At 74.0% G+C, this 17730-nt stretch carries 16 protein-coding genes and 1 pseudogene; 9 read left to right on the top strand and 8 right to left on the bottom strand.

Translation table 11 applies throughout. From position 1 onward, the window contains the following. Nucleotides 1-32: 32 nt before the first annotated feature. The 4 genes from ELR47_RS07485 to ELR47_RS07470 form a co-directional block, all read right to left on the bottom strand. On the bottom strand, nucleotides 33-1325 hold the full coding sequence (locus ELR47_RS07485) for a glycosyltransferase (protein ID WP_165403912.1): 1293 nt from the start codon (nucleotides 1323-1325) through the stop codon (nucleotides 33-35). A 61-nt stretch (nucleotides 1326-1386) separates the two neighbouring features. Then, nucleotides 1387-2235 (bottom strand): glycosyltransferase, encoded by an 849-nt coding sequence (locus tag ELR47_RS07480; RefSeq protein WP_130649328.1) that lies wholly within the window; start codon nucleotides 2233-2235, stop codon nucleotides 1387-1389. Nucleotides 2236-2375: 140 nt separating this feature from the next. Continuing rightward, complete coding sequence (locus tag ELR47_RS07475; protein WP_130649327.1) at nucleotides 2376-3380, bottom strand: glycosyltransferase family 61 protein; 1005 nt, start codon at nucleotides 3378-3380, stop codon at nucleotides 2376-2378. A 220-nt stretch (nucleotides 3381-3600) separates the two neighbouring features. After that, on the bottom strand, nucleotides 3601-4413 hold the full coding sequence (locus ELR47_RS07470; protein ID WP_130649326.1) for a hypothetical protein: 813 nt from the start codon (nucleotides 4411-4413) through the stop codon (nucleotides 3601-3603). 215 nt (nucleotides 4414-4628) lie between these two features. On the opposite strand from ELR47_RS07470, the gene ELR47_RS07465 reads away from it, so the two are divergent. Beyond that, on the top strand, nucleotides 4629-6671 hold the full coding sequence (locus tag ELR47_RS07465; protein ID WP_130649325.1) for a hypothetical protein: 2043 nt from the start codon (nucleotides 4629-4631) through the stop codon (nucleotides 6669-6671). 21 nt (nucleotides 6672-6692) lie between these two features. Here the strand turns inward: ELR47_RS07465 and ELR47_RS07460 are convergent, their stop codons facing one another. Further along, nucleotides 6693-7316, bottom strand: coding sequence for a class F sortase (locus ELR47_RS07460; protein ID WP_130649324.1), 624 nt, complete (start codon nucleotides 7314-7316; stop codon nucleotides 6693-6695). A gap of 5 nt (nucleotides 7317-7321) precedes the next feature. Then, nucleotides 7322-8713, bottom strand: coding sequence for an ICP22 family protein (locus ELR47_RS07455; protein ID WP_130649323.1), 1392 nt, complete (start codon nucleotides 8711-8713; stop codon nucleotides 7322-7324). A 272-nt stretch (nucleotides 8714-8985) separates the two neighbouring features. Between ELR47_RS07455 and ELR47_RS07450 the strand changes: the two genes are divergently transcribed. The 4 genes from ELR47_RS07450 to ELR47_RS07435 all read left to right on the top strand — a co-directional run bounded on the left by ELR47_RS07450 (nucleotide 8986) and on the right by ELR47_RS07435 (nucleotide 14096). Then, the gene (locus tag ELR47_RS07450) at nucleotides 8986-10239 is read left to right on the top strand and encodes an exonuclease SbcCD subunit D (RefSeq protein ID WP_130649322.1); all 1254 of its coding nucleotides are present in this window, start codon (nucleotides 8986-8988) and stop codon (nucleotides 10237-10239) included. Further along, nucleotides 10236-12758, top strand: a complete 2523-nt coding sequence (locus ELR47_RS07445) for an AAA family ATPase (RefSeq protein WP_130649321.1) — start codon at nucleotides 10236-10238, stop codon at nucleotides 12756-12758. Before ELR47_RS07450 ends, ELR47_RS07445 begins: the two co-directional genes overlap by 4 nt. Then, nucleotides 12755-13711, top strand: coding sequence for a hypothetical protein (locus tag ELR47_RS07440; RefSeq protein ID WP_130649320.1), 957 nt, complete (start codon nucleotides 12755-12757; stop codon nucleotides 13709-13711). The genes ELR47_RS07445 and ELR47_RS07440 overlap by 4 nt, the downstream gene beginning before the upstream one ends. Before the next feature lie 76 nt (nucleotides 13712-13787). Next, nucleotides 13788-14096: a maltose acetyltransferase domain-containing protein gene (locus ELR47_RS07435; RefSeq protein ID WP_130649319.1), complete on the top strand. Its 309-nt coding sequence runs from the start codon at nucleotides 13788-13790 to the stop codon at nucleotides 14094-14096. Between the two features lie 4 nt (nucleotides 14097-14100). Here the strand turns inward: ELR47_RS07435 and ELR47_RS07430 are convergent, their stop codons facing one another. After that, nucleotides 14101-14601, bottom strand: a complete 501-nt coding sequence (locus ELR47_RS07430; protein WP_130649318.1) for a flavodoxin domain-containing protein — start codon at nucleotides 14599-14601, stop codon at nucleotides 14101-14103. 256 nt (nucleotides 14602-14857) lie between these two features. Here ELR47_RS07430 and ELR47_RS19465 point away from each other — a divergent pair. Together ELR47_RS19465 and ELR47_RS07425 are read left to right on the top strand one after the other, a co-directional pair. Further along, nucleotides 14858-15220: pseudogene (locus ELR47_RS19465) on the top strand (PAS domain-containing protein); the annotation flags it as partial. Further along, nucleotides 15212-15988, top strand: a complete 777-nt coding sequence (locus ELR47_RS07425) for a sensor histidine kinase (protein WP_440588483.1) — start codon at nucleotides 15212-15214, stop codon at nucleotides 15986-15988. The pseudogene ELR47_RS19465 and the gene ELR47_RS07425, both read left to right, overlap by 9 nt. On the opposite strand, the gene ELR47_RS18245 is transcribed toward ELR47_RS07425, so the two are convergent. Beyond that, entirely contained in the window at nucleotides 15964-16104 is a 141-nt protein-coding gene (locus ELR47_RS18245) for a hypothetical protein (protein WP_165403910.1), read from the bottom strand. The two genes, ELR47_RS07425 and ELR47_RS18245, sit on opposite strands and share 25 nt — an antisense overlap. A gap of 149 nt (nucleotides 16105-16253) precedes the next feature. Between ELR47_RS18245 and ELR47_RS07420 the strand changes: the two genes are divergently transcribed. Then, the gene (locus ELR47_RS07420; protein ID WP_130649316.1) at nucleotides 16254-17369 is read left to right on the top strand and encodes a WD40/YVTN/BNR-like repeat-containing protein; all 1116 of its coding nucleotides are present in this window, start codon (nucleotides 16254-16256) and stop codon (nucleotides 17367-17369) included. Then, nucleotides 17366-17713, top strand: coding sequence for a MoaD/ThiS family protein (locus ELR47_RS07415; RefSeq protein ID WP_130649315.1), 348 nt, complete (start codon nucleotides 17366-17368; stop codon nucleotides 17711-17713). Before ELR47_RS07420 ends, ELR47_RS07415 begins: the two co-directional genes overlap by 4 nt. Nucleotides 17714-17730: the final 17 nt, after the last annotated feature.

The raw sequence follows: 17730 nt of genomic DNA, 5'->3' as shown, positions 1-17730 counted from the left end.
GCCCGGACGTGCGGACGTCCGGTGGCGGCGCGTCACGGGCGCTGGCGGCGCGGGCGGTGCTCGCCGGCCGCTCCCCCGGTGGTGGCGACCACCTGCAGGTGGCTCGACAGGCGACGTACCTGCCGCCGGACGTCGAACTCCTCCTCGACGCGACGTCGGGCGGCGGAACCCAGTGCGCCGGCGAAGGCCGGGTCCTCGTGCAGTCGGCGCAGGTGTCGCGCGAGCGTCGCGTCGTCGCCCTCGGGCGCGAGCAGCCCGCTGCGTCGGTCCTCGACCAGCTCCGGGATGCCGGAGTGGTGACTGGCCACGACCGGCAGGCCGGTCGCCATCGCCTCCATGAGCACGACCGGGATGCCCTCGGTGTCCCCGTCGGCCGCGGTCACGCTCGGACACAGCAGCACGTCGTGCGCCTGCAGGGACGCCACCACCTGCTCGCGTGGTCGCGACCCGAGGAACGTGACCCGGTCGTCGAGCCCGCGGTCGCGGACCTGCTGCTCGAGGGTCACGCGCAGCGGCCCGTCGCCGATCACCCGGTAGTGCGCGTCGATCCCCTGCTCGCGCAGGCGGGCCACCGCGTCGATGCCGTGGGTCAGGCCCTTCTTCTCCACCAGTCGACACACCGACAGGATCCGCAGTCGCCCGGTCGGGTCGGGTCGACGGTCGGGGCGCGAGAACTGCTCGACGTCGACACCCATGCGATGGACGACCAGCTTGTGGGCGGGTGCACCGAGCGCCGAGAGCCGCTCGCGCCAGTGCTCGCTGACGGGCAGCAGCAACTCCCCCTCGGCGAACAGCCGGTCGAACGCGCGGGGACCGAAGCGTTCCACGTGGCGGCTGACGTCGAAGCCATGGAAGGCGGTCACCACCGGGGCCGGCAGGCCCAGGTGACCACGGACCTCGACCAGGTCGCGACCGAGCACCCCGAAGTGGGCGTGGAAGACGTCGGCGTCCCCGAGGTCGTGCAGCACGGGCACGAGGTCGAGCAGTTCGCGGCGACGGCCGAGCGACAGCCTGCGGTCGGCCAGCAACGACGCGGTCGCGCGCGGCGCCACCCGCAACGCCGCGAGCAGCGACCGTGCCGCATGCGTCCGCCGAGCCGCACGCCCGGACGGCGGCGGCTGGCGGTAGCGGATCCGCCGCACCACCGGGTCGGGAACGGTCCCGGGTGCGGGCGCCTCGCCGGGTCGGGGCGGCTCGGCCAGCACGGTCAACCGGTGGCCGGCATCGAGCAGCCCGACGAGCTGGTCGAGGACGAAGGTCTTCGACACGGCCGGGAAGTCGCCGACGAGCGCGACGACGTGCAGCGGCTCGGCTCCGGGTTCCATACGGCTTCCTGGGTCGGGGCAGCCGGCGGCGCCCCCGCGGCACGCCGTCGCGACGCCTGGCTCAGCGCGAGGAGAGGTCCCGCGCCCACTCGGTGGGTAGCTGACGCCGGTCGAGCACCCAGGAGCGCACCCGGGTGGTGACGGCCACACCGAGGAACAGGGCCAGTCCCGGCCACGACGTCGGCCGACGCAGCGCCTGCTGCAGATGGGCCAACGTGGAGCTGGTCGTGGGCGGTGACAGCGGCACCTCGGTCTGGCGCTCGAGCGCGCGGTTGAGTCGCTGCACGCGCACGGCGCGGCGCAACTGCAGGCGCAGCGAGCGTGGCGGTTCGATCGCGAACGGCAGCGCGACCGACGCCCGGTTGGCGGCCGGCACGAGTCGCTGCACGAAGGCGTCGTCGGGGAGGTCCAGCGGCCAGCGGTCGAAACGGGCCCGGCCATCGGCGTCGAGCGCGAACGCCCCCGCACCGATGTAGCCCTCGCCGAACACCGGCAGCTGCTCGACGAACCGGAAGTACTCGCGCACCGCCCACGTGCGCTCGCCGAGGGCGAAACGGAGCCGCGGTGCGACGGCCTCGATGCCCGGCTGCGCGAGGCGGTCCACCAGCGCACGCGCGCCCGCCGTCGTCAGCTGCACGTCGGCGTCGAGGTAGATGCGTGGGAAGGCGCCGACGGCCTCGTCGCCGGCCTGCAGGGCCGCCTGCTTCGATGCCTGGGGGATCGAGCGCACGCGCACGCCGGGGTGGCGCGCCGCCCGCTCGGCCGTGTCGTCACGGCACGCGTTGCAGACGACCACGACCTCGAACTCGCCCTCCCCGGCCTCCGCGAGCAGGCTCGTCAGACACCGGTCGATGACCGCGGCCTCGTCGTGGGCCGGCACGATCACCGCGGCGCGGGGCGGCGCGGTCAACGCCGCACCGCCGGACGCGGCGTCGGTTCACCGATGGCTCGCACGTCTCCCCCGTTCGTGGGTCACCACGGTCGGCGTGACCCTACCGATCCCGGCGGACGGATGGGCTCACCAGCGGCGGACCTGGCGGTCGGGCGTGTTCACCACGCGGCGAGCACGTCGGCGACCGCAGCCGGGTCCACGCGGAGGTCGCGGTCGATGGGGCGGCCCTCGCCGACACCGGTCCCCGCGACGAGCCAGTAGGGATGTCCGAGTGCCGCGGCCAGGGCATAGAAGTTCGGGTTGGGAAAGCTCAGGTCGGCGATCTCGATCACGGCGGTCCCCCGCGGGCAGAACAGCATGTTGGTCAGCCCGGCGCCGTGCGGCGCCGCGAGGACCTGCGTGTCGCGCATCAGCGCGACCTGCGCGTCGAAGTCGAGTTCTTCCATGAACACCCGCTCGAACCCGGCGTCGGCGAACAGCGGCCACACCTCGTCCTCGTTGACCAGCCGGCGACGGTTGGCCCGGTCGCGCGAGACGTAGACGCGCCGTCGTCCCGCCGGCACGGCGTCGAGCCCGTGCGCACGTTGCAGCGCGCACAGCAGCTCCGGGCGGAAGCGGTCGGTGCCCACGAGGGTCAACCGGCCGACGCGCAGGGGGCGTGACGGGTCGAAGGTGCGAAACCTCGCGGGGTCCATGCCGAGCTGGCGCAGGGACGCCTCCATCGCCGGGCTGCGCACGGGTGGGAGCAGGACGTCGTCGAGTTCGCCGCGCTCGCGCAGCAGCAGCAGCTTCGGCAGGTGCGCGGTCAGCCAGTGCGAATGGTTGTCGTAGACCCGCTCGAGCACCCAGGTGGCGCGTTCCATCCGCGCCGGTGGCGGCGCCGCCCGCAGCGTGCGGGCATGCGGGTGACGGAAGCGGATCTCGCGCAGGTCCAGCGCGTGCCCCTCGCGGGTGACCAGCGCCGGGTAGAAATCGTCGCCGCGATCGGGGTCGCGGTACCAGGTCACGGTCACGTCGGGCAGCGTGGCCACGAACGTCTCACCGCCGGTGCGCGCCGGCACGTCCCGGAACGCGTAGCCCCACCACCCGGCGTCGCCGGGCAGTTCCTCGCGCTCGGAGACGTTGCGTGGCAGCGGAGCGTGCGCGACCGCCTCCGGGTGCACGGTCTCGTAGCGGACGGTCCCCCGCCCGTTCGCATGGGAAGCATGCTCGGCGACCGTCTCGCGCGGCAACCACCGCCAGCCGAGCCACGCGGGCGGTACTCCCCGTCCCAGCGCACGACGGCCGAGCGGTTCGAGACCACGCTGCAGGCGGGAGCGGAGCAGGGCGATCCCTTCGTGACACGGACGAGCGGGCGCCCACCACGCTAGCTGCGCGCGCTGGTCACCGGACGGCGTCCCGCTCCGCCGAACCGGCTGCCCGGTCGCCGGACCGCCCGACGGCGCGACCGGAGGCTGGACCGGCCGAGGGCGAGTCGGCGGCAGGGTCGGTCACCTGCAGTGACCATCGGCCGAGACCGGCCCGGGGCAGGTGGGCGAGCAACGTCGCGATGAACAGGCCGGCACCGACCATCTCCAGCCCCTCTTCGACGCACGTCAGCACCAGGTAGCCGACGCTGTCGTAGCCGTGGGTCGTGGCGTAGGCGCCACCGAGCATCTCGACCCCGACCGCGCCCCCCACGAACACGCCGCCGGCGAGCAGGAACCCCCAGCGGGTGCGGGCGGGCAGGCGCCGCAGGAACGGTACGAACGCGAGTGCGAACAGGGCGACGGCGACGATCGCCGGCACCACCCAGGCGAAGTACAGCAGGCCGCCGCTGATCTCGAGCCGGTCGCGGACCGGATCGACGAGCAGCTCGTGCCAGCTGCCGAACTCGTCGATCGCCAGTGCCAGGAACGCGACCGCCAGCAGCGTCCAGTACCAGCGGTCACGGCGGCGATCGACCTGCTTCCGCCACGCGATGACGGCCAGGAGCGCACCGGCCCCGAGCAGCAACGTGGTGGCGAACAGGGTCGCCAGGCTCTGTTCCGAGCCGACGTGCACCAGCTTGAGCGCCAACGAGCCGGTCCGGCTCGGCGAGCGCCACTCGAGCAACTGGACGACGAACGTCGAGGCGACGAACACGGCGGCGAGGCTCAACACCACCCCGAGCACGAGGCGGGGACGAATCCGCACGTCGATCGGTCGGTCGTCCACGTCGGCTCCGGTCGCTCGGTCCTGCGTCTCGTCGTCGGTGGTCGTGCCGTCGCCGCCCCGACACCGCTACGTGACCTCCCCGTCACCCAGCCGCCGCCCACCCTACTGCTCGCGGTGGTCGGCGTCCGGCGTGCGTGCCGGGACGACGCCGGCCGAGGGTGGTCGACCGACCCGTCGCGGCCCACTAGCGTCACCGCGACCGGAGGTCACCCGTCGTGCCGACAATCCGAACGTCCCGTGCCCTCGGCGTGGCTCTCGCCGCCGCGCTGACGCTGTCCGCCTGCACCGGCAACGGGGCGTCCGACCCCGAGGCCGGGTCAGCCGTCGACCGCGACGACCCGAGCGCGGCGCCGGGTGCGACCGCCGAGCCGGACGCCGACACACCGGACGGGCAACGCGACTGCGCCGGGGCAGGACCGACCGACGAACTGACAAATCTGACCGGGTCGGACGCCGCCGAGGTCGCCAGCCGGGTCGCCGAGCAGACGCACACGTGCGCCGACGTGGTCGTCGTCGCCGACACCACCACCCCGTGGGCACCGACGCTGGCGGCGCCGGTCGCGGCGGCCGTCGACGCGCCGCTGCTGACGGTCGACGGCACCGTCGGCACGACCGTGACCGACGTCATCGGACGTCTCGCACCGCGCCGGGTCATCACCGTCGGACTGCCCGCGGATCGCACCGCGGACCTCACGGCCGCGCTCGGCGACGACGACGGGATCGACGTCGTGGAGCTCGGCTCCTCGCTCGGTGCGGACACCGCCGGGGACGGCGCCACCGGCGACCCCGACGTCGATCCGACCGACGACCCGACCGACGACCCGACCGACGACCCGACCGACGACCCCGCGGACGGCCCCGCGAACGGTCCCGCCGACGAGGAGCCGAGCGCTGCCGGCACCGACACCGGGGCCACGGACGGCACGGACGAGGGAGCCGGCGCGCTGCCGCTCGCCGTCGAGGTCGTCGAGCACCTCGAGGCCGCACACGTGCTGGCCGTCGTGGAGGGAGACACCGGCTCGCGCGCCGCCGCACTCGCGCGTGCGGGCGAGGGAACGCCGCTGCTGCCGCTGCCCGAGGACGCGGACGCGCTCGAAGCGGCCGTGACCACGCTGCCGGCCTCGCTGCGCCTCGAGGTCCTCGCCCGGAGCGAGGACGACGCGCAGGAGCTGGCCGGACGACTGGTCGACCTCGGCGTCGACGCGGAGGCCAGCACCACCGCACGCTTCGACGGCGAGCCCGCCGAGGTCGCGTGGTTGGCCGACCCGACCGACGAGGCCGGCTACGCGCTCGCCGCCGCCGCGGCCGGCGGCCGCGACGAGGCCCTGCTCCCGGTCGACGGCCAGGCGCCCTGGCGCGACCCCGAGCGCACGCAGCGTCTGCAGCAGGTCGATCCCCAGCGGCTCGCGCTCGTGGGTGCCCTCGACGCCGAGGCCGCCGACTGGCAGCTGCGCACGGTGCTCGGCTCGCCGCCCCTGCCCAACGGCGGCTACACGCTGTTCGACCGCGAGCGGATGGTGGCGCTGTACGGCACCCCCGGCTCGCCGGTGCTCGGTGCCCTCGGCGAGCAGGGGCTCGACGCGACCATCGCGCGGCTGCGGGAGGTCGCCGAGCCCTACGGTGCCGACGGCTACGAGGTCCTGCCGGCGTTCGAGATCATCACGACCGTCGCCGCGGCGCAGGCCGGCAGCCGCGGCGACTACAGCAACCGGATCGACCCGGACGTGCTGTGGCCGTGGATCGAGCGGGCCGCCGAGGAGGGCATCTACGTCATCCTCGATCTGCAGCCGGGGCGCACCGACTTCCTCGACCAGGCCCGCGAGTACGAGGACCTGCTGCGCGAGCCGCACGTCGGACTCGCGCTGGACCCCGAGTGGCGGCTGCGCGACGACCAGGTGCACCTGCGACAGATCGGTGCGGTCGAGGCGGAAGAGGTCCAGCGGGTCGCCGACTGGCTGGCCGAACTGGTCCGCGAGGAGCAGTTGCCGCAGAAGCTGCTGCTGCTGCACCAGTTCCGCTTCTCGATGCTGCCCGACCGGGACACCATCGAGGTCGGTCCCGAACTCGCCGGCGTGGTGCACATGGACGGCCAGGGCCCGCTCGGCGTGAAATACGACACCTATGCGGCGATCACCGCCGGTGCCGAGGACCGCTGGCTGTGGGGCTGGAAGAACTTCTACGACGAGGACTCGCCCACCGCCACCCCGTCGCAGGTCCTGGACCTCGATCCGCTGCCGGTGTTCGTCTCCTACCAGTGACGGACCCGGGCTCGAGCGGCATCAGGCCGCAGCGGCGTACACGACCACGTTGTCGACGTAGTGCCGGGTGCTGCGGTCGAACTCGCCGCCGCACGTGATCAGCGTGAGGCGTCGCTCGCTCGTGACCGGCCAGATGTCGTCGACCGGCAACTCGTCCTTGGGCGTACGGGTCGAGGACTCGACCACGAACTCGGCGACGTCGCCACGGTCGTAGTGGACCAGGATGATGTCGCCGGCCACGAGTTCACGCAGTCGGAAGAACACGTCGGGGCCCTGTCGCGAGTCGACGTGCGCGGCGATGGCGGCCGGTCCGGGGTGGCCGGGCATGGGGCCCTCGGCGTACCAGCCGGCGAGACCGAAGTCGGGCACCTCCATGGCGCCGTCGTCGGCCAGCCCGAGCGACACCAGCTCCGCGTCGACCGCGATCGCGGGGACGGCGACCCGGACGGGGATGCCGTCGGGAACCGCCGGCTCGACCGGTGCGGCGACGGGAGGCGGGGTGGCGTCCGGGGTCATGGCCGGCGCCGGCGGGGCGGCGAACTCTTCGCCCGAGTCGACGGCGCAACTGCCGAGGGCCAGCATGACCGCGGCCGCCGCCACCGCGACGAGGCGGTGGCGGCGGCCGACGCGGAACGTCGGCGACACGTCGGTCAACGACGCAGGAGGCGACGCGTGCCGGACAGGCCGGTGACGGCGGCCAGCCCGAGCAGGCCAACGAGCGCGGTCAGGCCGGTGTCCTCGGCGGCACCGCCCGCGCCGGCCTCGACCCGGTTGGGCCGGACGACCGCGACCGGCGTCGCGCCACCGTTCGACGTGCCACCGGTGCTGCCCCCGGTGCTGCTCCCGGTGCTGCCCCCGGTGCTGCCCCCGGTGCCACCACCGGTGCCGGCCGGGACGATCTCTCCTGCGCTCAGCGCCAGGTAGCCGGACTCCTGCGCGGCGACCGCCACGTAGAAGTCGAGCTGACGACCCGTCGGGACGGCGAAGTCGAAGCTGCCGACCCCGTCGCTACCGGCGTTCGCGACACCGACGACGTCGGGTTCGCCGAACAGCTCGAAGGCCTCCTCGTCGTCGATCTCGCCCGCCTCGAGGTCCGCGACGAGGTCACCGAGGTCGCGGATCTGCTCGACGAGCTGTTGCAGGCTGAAGTACTGGACCGCGTACGCGAACTCCCCGGCGGTCATGTCCTGCGCGGTGCAGGTACCGGTGGTGCCGGCGGTGACGGGGTCCGGGCAGTCGAGCTCCCCGAAGGTCAGCTCGAAGCCACCGAACACGAGGCCGTAGAACTCGTGGTGGAAGGTCTCGGCGCCGGACCGTCCCTGACGCACGACACCGAACAGTTCACCGACGAGCACCTCGGCGGGCACGGCGAACGCGAAGGTCGCGGTGCCGTCGGCGGCCGGCGTGAGCACCTGCTCGTAGACCTCGATCGGGCGGTCCTCCACGTCCTCGCCCGCCTCACCGAGGTCCGCCTCGGTGAGGCCGAACAGCTCGCCCTCGAACACGGCGTCGGCAGCGGGGTCGAGCCCTTCGGCGACACAGGTGACGCGCTCGCCCGGTACGAACAGGTAGGCGACCTCGTCCTCGTCGTCGAGCCGTTCCGCGTCGCAGCGGACGGCCTGGGTCCCCACGGGCGCGCCGTCGCCGTCCTCGGTCGGCTCCCCGCCGGTGGCGGGCTCGTCGGTCCCCGTACCGGGCTCTGCGGGTTCGGGTCGTGCGTTCCCCGGCTCCTCCGTGCCCGGCGCCTGGGTACCGGGTGCGTCGGTCCCCGGCTCCCCCGTCCCGGGTTCCCCCGTCCCGGGTTCCCCGGTCCCGGGTGCCGGCGCGTCCCCGTCGGCCTCCGACGGGTCGGTTCCGGTCTCGGCCGGATCACCCGTCCCCGCCGACGGCTCCCCGACGTCGCTCGGCGTGTCGACGACCGCACCGTCGTCCTCGACCTGCGCGAGGGCGCTGGGAGCGGCGACCGCTCCGGCGGCGAGCGTCGCCGCCAGCGCCCCGGCCAGCAGGGCGCGGTGACGACGCAAGAGCAGAGCTGACTGCATGAACGTGTACCCCTCGTGAGATGGCGTGGCCGAGAGCCCCGATTGGCCGGCACACGCGACGTCGCGAACGCGACCGAGGGAAGATACGAAACACCCGACCGATTCTTCCGCCGTTCGGCCGCCCCGAGCGTTCAGCGCATCTTCAGACAGCACCGTCGGCGGGCGGCGGCCGAATGTGCTGCACACGAGCCGGCACCCACGCCGGTCTTCCACCGCCGCGTGGCGTGGCGGGGTTGGACGGACGCGTCGCAGCGGCTCCGTAGAGTGGCGCCATGCGCATCCTCCACACCAGTGACTGGCACGTCGGTCGCACCGTCCGCGGCCGTAGCCGTGCCGACGAACACCGGGCCGTGCTCGCCGAGATCGCCGGCATCGCCCACGAACGCGAGGTCGACCTGATCCTGGTCGCCGGCGACCAGTTCGACACCGCCGCCCCCTCGGCGGAGTCCGAGGCGATCGTCTACCGCGCGTTGCTCGACCTCGCGGCGACGGGCGCGCACGTGGTCGTGCTCGCCGGCAATCACGACAACCCGCGGCGGTGGGCGGCGGTGCGTCCGCTGCTCGAGCTCGGCAACGTGCACCTCGCCGACCGCATCCTGCGCCCCGACCAGGGCGGTGTGCTCGACCTGCCCACGCCCTCGGGCGAGGTGGCCCGCGTCGCACTCGTGCCGTTCCTCTCCCAGCGCTCGATCGTGACCGGCGACCAACTGATGGCGCACGACGCCGCGCAACAGTCCTCGACCTACGCCGACCGGGCGCGGCGGATCCTCGCGGCGCTGACGGCGGACTTCGGCTCCGGCGACACCGTCGACGTGGTCGCCGGCCACCTCACGGTCGCCTCCGGCGAGCCGGTGCTCGGTGGAGGCGAACGGCAGGCCCACACGATCTTCGACTACGTGGTCCCTCCGCAGGCCTTCCCCGCCACCGCCCACTACGTCGCGCTCGGGCACCTCCACCTTCCCCACCGGGTGCCGGGGCCGGCACCGACCTGGTACTGCGGCTCGCCGTTGCACCTCGACTTCGGCGAGGCGGACCGGGGCGCGAAGCAGGTCCTGCTGGTCGAGGCGGCCCCGGACACGCCGGCGAAGGTGGAGGGTGTCGACCTCACGGCCGGCCGTCGGATGCGCACGCTGCGCGGCAGTGTCGAGCAGGTGCTGGCCCGCGGCCGCGAGCTCGGCGACGACTTCGTGCGGGTGCAGCTCGAGGAGCCGCCGCGTCCCGGCCTGGCCGACCAGGTGCGTGACGCCCTGCCGCAGGCGGTCGACGTCAGCGTGCTCCGACCGACCGACGACGACGCCCCGGGCACGGAGCTCGACGCGGCGTTCGACGCCCAGGACCTGCGCCAGTCCCCGGTCGCGTTGTTCGCCGAGTACCTCGCCGACCAGGGCATCGCCGATCCGCGCCTGGACCGGCTGTTCGCCGAGCTCCTCGAGGAGACCATCCGCCCCGAGCCCGGCGAGGCGACGAGTGAACGCAGCGAGCGCGGCGCGCGAGACGCCCCCAGTGGCGGGAGGGAGCAGGCATGAGGCCGACCAGACTGGAGCTGGAGGGGTTCAGCAGCTTCCGGGACGCGACCACGGTCGAGTTCGCCGATGCGGAGCTGTTCGTGCTGTCGGGTCCGACGGGCGCGGGGAAGAGCTCCTTGATCGACGCGGTGGTGTTCGCGCTGTACGGCAACGTGCCGCGCTACGACGACCGGCGGCTCATCGCCCCGATCGTGAACCAGGGCCGCAACGAAGCCCGGGTGCGGCTGACGTTCACGATCGCCGAACGCACCTATCAGGCCACGCGCGTGGTGCGTCGCACGAAGACCGGCGCCACCACCAAGGAGGCGCGGCTCGAGGACGTCACCGCGGGCGGTGTGGTGACGTTGGCGGGCAACGCCGACGAGCTGTCCGCGGCGGTCGGGCGGCTGCTGGGTCTCAGCTTCGAACAGTTCACCCGTTCGGTGGTGCTCCCCCAGGGAGCGTTCGACCGGTTCCTGTTCGCCAAGCCCGCCGAGCGCGCCGACCTGCTGGTGCAGCTGCTCGACCTCGGGGTGTACGAGGCCATCGGCAAGCGCGCCCGGTTGCGTGCGACCCAGGCCGAGGCGCGGGTCGCCGAACTGCAGCGACGGCTCGACGGGGAGCTGGCCGAGGCCACGCCGCAGGCACGCGACCAGGTTGCCGCGCGGCTGGACACGTTGCGGCAGCTCGCGGTCCGCTGCGAGGAGCTGCAGCCGCAGCTCGACGAGATCGTCGAGGAGGGCCGCCGTCGACGGCAGGAGGCCGACGAGGCCAAGCGGTCCGCCGCGGTGCTGACCGACCTGCGACAGCCACCCGGTACGGCCGAGCTCGGGGGGCAGCTGCGCGAGGCCACCGAGCGGCGCACGGCGGCGGAGGCGACGCTCGCCGAGGCATCGGCCGCAGTGGAGAGCGCGGAGCAGACCCTCGAGGCGCTCCCGGCCGGTGAGGACGTCGCGACGCTGGCCCGGGTCCTCGAGGAGCTGGCGGCGGCCGACGCCCGCCGGCAGGAGCTGACGCAGGCAGCGCGCCAGGCGGCCCGCGACGCCGCCGACGCCACGACCGAGGAGGCCCGCAGCGCACAGGCGGTCTCCGACGCGCGCGAGGCCGTGGAGGCGGCCACACGCAGCGAGCTCGCCGCCACGCTGGCCGAACACCTCGAGGTCGGCGCCGACTGCCCGGTCTGCCACGCCGAGGTGCGGCTCCTGCCCTCCCATCCACCGGCCGAACGCACCGACGCGGCCCGCGCCGCGCTGCGCACCGCGGAGCAGGCGCTCGAGACGGCCCGTCGCGCACAGGGGACGGCCGAACGACAGGCGGCGGCGACCGACCAGGCCGTCGTGGCCCACGCCGAGCGCCTCGAGGAGTTGGCCGCCCGCCGCGACGACGTGGCCGGGTCGCTCGGCGTCGCCGCCGACCCGGCGGCCGTGACGGCGCTGCAGCAGCGGGTGCGCACGGCGCAGCAGGCCCTCACGGGTGCCCGCGGCGTCGAACGTCAGGCGCGGGCCGACGCACGTGCCGCCGCGGCGGCGTCCGACGAGCTACGCAGCCGCGAACGTGCCGCCTGGACCGCCTTCGACGCCGCCCGCGACGCCGTCGCGGCCCTCTCGCCGCCGGCCGTCGACCGCAACGACCTCGTCGCCGCCTGGCAGGAGCTGCTCGCGTGGGCTCGCGAGCAGGTCCCGCAGGCCAGCCAGCGCGCCGCGACCGCGCTCCAGGAGGTCGAGCGGGCCAAGGCCCGCTGGCGCGAACTCGACGGCCGACTGCGCGCGGAGTGCGTCGGCGCCGGCGTCGGCGTCGAGCTGCCGGCCGGAACCGCGCCGGCGCTCGCCGTCGCCACGGCGCGCGAACGGGCCAGTTCCCGACTCGAGGTGCTCGAGGACCGGCTGGCACGCGCCGGGCAGGCGCGCGAGGAGCTGACGGCGGCCCGCGAGGCGCAGGCGGTGGCCAAGGCCCTGGGCGACCACCTGCGTGCCGACGGGTTCGAACGCTGGCTGCTGAACCGGGCCCTGCGACTGCTCGTGGTCGGCGCGTCGGGGATCCTGCGCGACCTGTCGTCGGGTGCGTACTCGCTCGCCCTCGACGACACCAACCAGTTCCTCGTCGTCGACCACCGCAATGCCGACGAGCCACGCACGGTGCGCAGCCTGTCCGGCGGCGAGCGCTTCCTGGCCTCCCTGGCCCTGGCCCTGGCCCTGGCGGAGCACGTCGCCGACCTCGCGGCCGAGGGCGCCGCGCGGCTCGAGTCGCTGTTCCTCGACGAGGGGTTCGGCACGCTCGACGCCGACACGCTCGACGTGGTCGCGGCGGCCATCGAGGAGCTCGGCAGCCGCGGGCGGATGGTCGGCATCGTGACCCACGTCGCCGACCTGGCCGAGCGCCTGCCGGTGCGCTTCGAGGTGCGCAAGGGCCCGTCCGGCTCGGTGGTCCGGCGGCTGTCCGCCGGCGAGACCCTGACCGACGCCGGACCCGACGTCGAGGTCGGGACCGCAGCGGCGACGGTCGCTGCCGCCGCACCGCTCGACGAGGGGGGCGCCGCGTGAGGCTCGCCGTGGACAGCTGGTCACCGGAGTTCGGTGCCCCCGGAGGCGGCGACGACCTGCCGACCGGGCCGGGCGAGGTCGATCCGACCGTCGAGGTCCCCGTCGACCGGTGGGCGCCCCGCGCGCCGGCTACGACCCCCGACGTCCCGGTCGGGTTCGTCGACGGCGTGCGGCGCGTCGAAGGTGTCGTGTGGGGCAACGGCGACGGCCCCGACGGTGAGGTCCGCCAGGCCGCCGCCGTCTCCATCGCGGCCGGCGCCGTGTGCTGCGCCGGCGAGCGGGCCACGATCACCTCGGCCGAGGTGCAGCGGTTGCTGGTCGGACCGGCCGGTTTCGCGCCGCTGACCACCCGCGCCGGACGATTCGAGCCACGGGCGGTCGCCGACGACGACCCGGCGGCACTCCAGCGTGGCATGCAGGAGCGGCTGCGACGGCTGGAGCGGCGCCTGCTCGACCGACTGCGCTGGCCCGACGAGGTCGGCGAGATCGGACTGCTGGTGCTCGACGGGCCCCTGGACGGCTCGGTCGAGGTGGACCACGCGATCGGCTACGTCAAGAGCCACCACGTGGCCTACCTGCCCGAGGAGGTGCGCCACGTCGTCGGGGCGTTGCTGCCCGGGCAGCGCACACCGCTGTTCCTCGCGCAGTCCTCCTGGACCCGCTTCTCGTGGTACCTGCGTCTGCCCTACGGCGGGGAGCATCCGTGGGCCGGCATCGTGCGGTGCGAGGCGAGCGCCGACGTCGGTGTCGGCGAGGCCGCGCGCCTGGCCGACCTCGCCGCGGCCCGGCTGCCCCGATTCGCCTCCCGACCGCACAAGGACCGGCGCGCACCGCAGAACCTGTATCCCATCGCCGGGCTGGAGCGGCACCTCAAGCGTCTGCTCGGCGACGGCAACCACGTGCTGCGGGCCCTGCGTGAAGCCGCCGCCGACACCCGGCGGGCAGCCAGCTGACACCGGCGCCCGCCGCTCGACGACCGCGCTCCACCCGACCGCCGAACGGCACACGACCGCCGGAGGAGCCCAGCCGATGAGCGAGACGTTCGACCGACTGCGCCGCGGTGCGCTCTACCGCGCCGACGACCCGGACATCGCCGCGGCCAACGCCCGCGCCCAGCGACTGCTCGACCAGTACGACGCCACCGGCCACGACGAGCAGGCAGGGCGCGACGAGCTGCTGCGGGAGCTGCTCGGTTCGTGCGGCGAGGACGTGGTGGTCAAGCCGACGTTCCGGTGCGACCTGCCCGCCGGCGTGGTCGCCGTGGGCAACCCGGCGCGGGTGCTGCGGGAGATCGACGAGCGCGACCGGGTCGAGGTCCCCGACCTCGGGCCGCGCTGACGACTCAGACGGTCGGAGCGGCAGCCAGCTGGGTCGAGATCTCGTCGGCCCAGGCCGCGATGGCGGCCCAGTCGCGGAAGTCGCCTTCCGGCGCCCGTACGACCCGGGCCAGCGCCCGCTCACCGACGCTCATGACCGAGCGGTCCAGCTTGCCCGCGAACACGCGGTGCTCACGGGCACCGAACCGGTCGAGCAGGTCCCGCGGTTCCTGCGCCGTCTCCAACGGCCGCGGCGGGTCCCCCACCGGTCCGGACGAGAACAGCCACAGCGGCCGCTCCGCGAGCTCGTCGCCGAGTCGGGCGACGAGCAGCCGGGCCGCCTCGACCCACCGACCGGCGTACACGGCGCTGCCGAGTACGACCGCGTCGTAGCCGTCGAGGTCGGTGACGACCTCGGCGTCGGCGACGACGACCCGCAGGCCGTGGCCGGCCAGGCGTTCACCGAGACACGCGGCGATCTCCCGGGTGCTGCCGTGCCGGGACGCGGTCGCGATCAGGACCTGCATGGCCGTACCTCCTCCGAGGGACATCCGAGCCGCCGACGGGCTCCTCGTGTCGCAGCATGCGCCTGAGGTGTCGGTACCGGCAGGGCACAGCGGTCCCTGCCGCGCCGGGTCCAAGGTCCCACCTGGCCGGCGGATGTCCGCTCGACCGTGGTCTGTCGGCCACCGTCGGTCGGTAGCGTTCGTCACGAGCCGGCGAGATGGGACGCGCGTGGGAAACTCCCTGGACGAGCTGGGGCCCAGCAGTGCCACGGGGGCACTGCGCTGGAGCGAGGAACGGTTTCGGCTCCTGGTGGAGAGCGTCTCCGACTACGCCATCTATCTGCTCGACGTCTCCGGCCGCGTGGAGAGTTGGAACCCGGGCGCGCAGCGGCTGAAGGGCTACCGCCCCGACGAGATCATCGGCCAGCACTACTCGGTGTTCTACACCGCGCCCGACCGGGCCGACCGGCTCCCCGACCGCCTGCTGGCGACCGCCCGCGAGCAGGGACGCACCCGGCACAGCGGCTGGCGGGTCCGCAAGGACGGCACCCGCTTCTGGGCCGACGCGGTCATCACCGCCCTGTTCGACGACGACGGGCAGCACACCGGCTTCGCCAAGGTCACCCGCGACATGACCGAGGCCCACCTGGCCACCGAGGCGCGGGAACGGGCGCTCGAAGAGCGCCAACAGGCGGTGCAACGGCTGGAGGAGCTCGACCGCTGGCGTCGCGACTTCGTCTCGATGATCGCCCACGACCTGCAGACCCCGATCGTCGGCATCAACGGCTTCCTCGACCTGGTCCTGGCCGGGCAGATCCCCGACGACGAACTGCCCGACGTCCACGAACGTCTGCGTTCCAACGCCCGCTCGATGCAGGAGCTGGTCGACAACCTGCGGGCGTACACACTGTTGCAGGAGGGACGGGTCGAGTTCCGACCCCAGCAGCTCCCCCTGGCCGACTTCACCGCCCAGCTGCTGGCCGACATGGCCCCGGTCCTGCGCGAGCACACCACCCGCGTCGACGTCCCGGACGACCTGCGGATCTCCATCGACCGGCAGGCGTTGGAGCGGATCCTGCGCAACCTGCTCGGCAACGCCGCCCGGCACACGCCGCCGGGGACCACGGTCAGCATCCGCGCCCACCGACAGGGGCCGACGGTGATCGTCGAGGTGCACGACGACGGGCCGGGCATCCCCGACGACCTGCTCGAGCGGATGTTCGAACGCTTCGAGCGGGGCAGCAGCGGCGGGACCGGTCTCGGGCTGGCGATCGCGCGCCAGCTGGTCGAGCTCCACGACGGCGCCATCGAGGTGATCAGCGAGCCGGGCGCCGGCGCGGTGTTCCGCCTGCGGTTGCCCGACACCGACCGGTCACGCGACGCTCACCCCGAGGACTCCGCGAGGTAGCGCCGCACCAGCCGGACGGGCGCCCGCCACTGCGGCAGGTGGTCGGAGCCGCCGATCCGTTCGGTCGTCCCCGGTCGTGCGAGCGCGAGGCGCCGCACCTCGTCCCGACGCGCCATCGTGCTCCTCCTCCGGTGTGCGTGCGAAGCTGCTGCCTCCTCGACGAGGTCGACCCCGGGATCGGCCCGAAACTCGTCGGTCGTCCACCGATGAGTTCCACCCGTCGGCGTCGTCTCCCGACGGGTGGAAACGACACGAGGAGGAACGCATGACCGGGGTACGACTGCTGGTCGGGACGGCGAAGGGCGCGTTCGTGCTGCGGTCCGACGAGCGACGGCAGTCCTGGGACGTGCAGGGACCGCTGTTCGGCGGGTGGGAGGTGTTCCACGTCCAGGGTTCGCCGGTCGACCCGGACCGCCTCTACGCCTCCCAGGCCGGTGGCTGGTTCGGCCAGATCGTGCAGCGCTCCGACGACGGCGGACGGTCATGGGAGCCGGTCGGCAACGAGTTCGCCTACGACGGCGACCCCGGCACCCACCAGTGGTACGACGGGACCCCGCACCCGTGGGAGTTCGCCAAGGTCTGGCACCTCGAACCGTCGCTGACCGACCGCGACGTCGTCTACGCCGGCATCGAGGATGCGGCGCTGTTCCGCTCCGACGACGGCGGGACGAGCTGGACCGAGCTGGCGGGGTTGCGCAAGGGCACCTCCGGATCTTCCTGGCAGCCGGGCGCCGGCGGGTTGTGCCTGCACACGATCGTGCTCGATCCCAGCGACGACCAGCGGATCCTCGTGGCCATCTCGGCGGCCGGGGTGTTCCTGTCCGAGGACGGCGGCGCGACGTTCCGGCCGGCGAACCAGGGACTCGCCTCGGGCGAGATCCCCGAGGAGGAGGCCGAGGTCGGCCACTGCGTCCACAAGATCGCCCGGCACCCCTCGCGCCCCCGCACGCTGTACATGCAGAAGCACTGGGACGTGATGCGCTCCGACGACGGCGGCGGCTCGTGGTACGAGGTCAGCGGCGACCTGCCCACCGACTTCGGCTTCGTCGTCGACGTCCACGCCCACGAGCCCGAGACGGTCTACGTCGTGCCGATCAAGAGCGACGCCGAGCACTACCCGATCGACGGGGCGCTCAAGGTCTTCCGCAGCCGCACCGGGGGCGGCGAGTGGGAGCCGCTGACCAAGGGACTGCCGCAAGCGCACTGCTACACCAACGTCCTGCGCGACGCGCTCGCGGTCGACCGGCTCGAGTCGTGTGGCGTGTACGTCGGCACCACCAGTGGGCAGCTGTTCGGTTCCGCCGACGCCGGGGACTCGTGGTCGCCGATCGTGACCGGCCTGCCGCGGATCCTGTCGGTCGAAGCGCAGACGCTGCCATGACCACGACCGAACCCACCGACGCCGCGGGTCCGCCGGCGACCGCCGCGCGTGTCCGCGTGAAGCTCCCCACGCACCTGCGCACGCTCGCGCGGACCGGCAGCGAGGTCCACCTCGAGGTCGCGACCCCGGTGACCGTCCGCGCCGTGCTGGACGCACTCGAGACCACCTACCCGGTCCTGCGCGGCACGATCCGCGACCATGGCACGGGCCGTCGGCGGGCGTTCGTGCGGTTCTACGCCTGCGGGCGCGACCTGTCGCACGACCCGGTCGACGACCCGCTGCCGGAGGCGGTCGTACGCGGCGACGAGCCGTTCGCCGTGGTCGGCGCCATGGCCGGCGGCTGACGTCCCCGGCGGCTCCT

The sequence above is a fragment of the Egicoccus halophilus genome, assembly GCF_004300825.1.
GTDB lineage: Bacteria > Actinomycetota > Nitriliruptoria > Nitriliruptorales > Nitriliruptoraceae > Egicoccus > Egicoccus halophilus.
This window is presented reverse-complemented; position numbering and strand designations above follow the sequence as displayed.

Excerpts from the sequence above, each read along its gene's own strand:
- ELR47_RS07485 (WP_165403912.1), bottom strand. The coding sequence starts at position 1,325 with ATGGAACCCGGAGCCGAGCCGCTGCACGTCGTCGCGCTCGTCGGCGAC.
- ELR47_RS07455 (WP_130649323.1), bottom strand. The coding sequence starts at position 8,713 with ATGCAGTCAGCTCTGCTCTTGCGTCGTCACCGCGCCCTGCTGGCCGGG.
- ELR47_RS07450 (WP_130649322.1), top strand. The coding sequence starts at position 8,986 with ATGCGCATCCTCCACACCAGTGACTGGCACGTCGGTCGCACCGTCCGC.
- ELR47_RS07445 (WP_130649321.1), top strand. The coding sequence starts at position 10,236 with ATGAGGCCGACCAGACTGGAGCTGGAGGGGTTCAGCAGCTTCCGGGAC.
- ELR47_RS07435 (WP_130649319.1), top strand. The coding sequence starts at position 13,788 with ATGAGCGAGACGTTCGACCGACTGCGCCGCGGTGCGCTCTACCGCGCC.
- ELR47_RS07430 (WP_130649318.1), bottom strand. The coding sequence starts at position 14,601 with ATGCAGGTCCTGATCGCGACCGCGTCCCGGCACGGCAGCACCCGGGAG.
- ELR47_RS07425 (WP_440588483.1), top strand. The coding sequence starts at position 15,212 with ATGACCGAGGCCCACCTGGCCACCGAGGCGCGGGAACGGGCGCTCGAA.
- ELR47_RS18245 (WP_165403910.1), bottom strand. The coding sequence starts at position 16,104 with ATGGCGCGTCGGGACGAGGTGCGGCGCCTCGCGCTCGCACGACCGGGG.
- ELR47_RS07420 (WP_130649316.1), top strand. The coding sequence starts at position 16,254 with ATGACCGGGGTACGACTGCTGGTCGGGACGGCGAAGGGCGCGTTCGTG.
- ELR47_RS07415 (WP_130649315.1), top strand. The coding sequence starts at position 17,366 with ATGACCACGACCGAACCCACCGACGCCGCGGGTCCGCCGGCGACCGCC.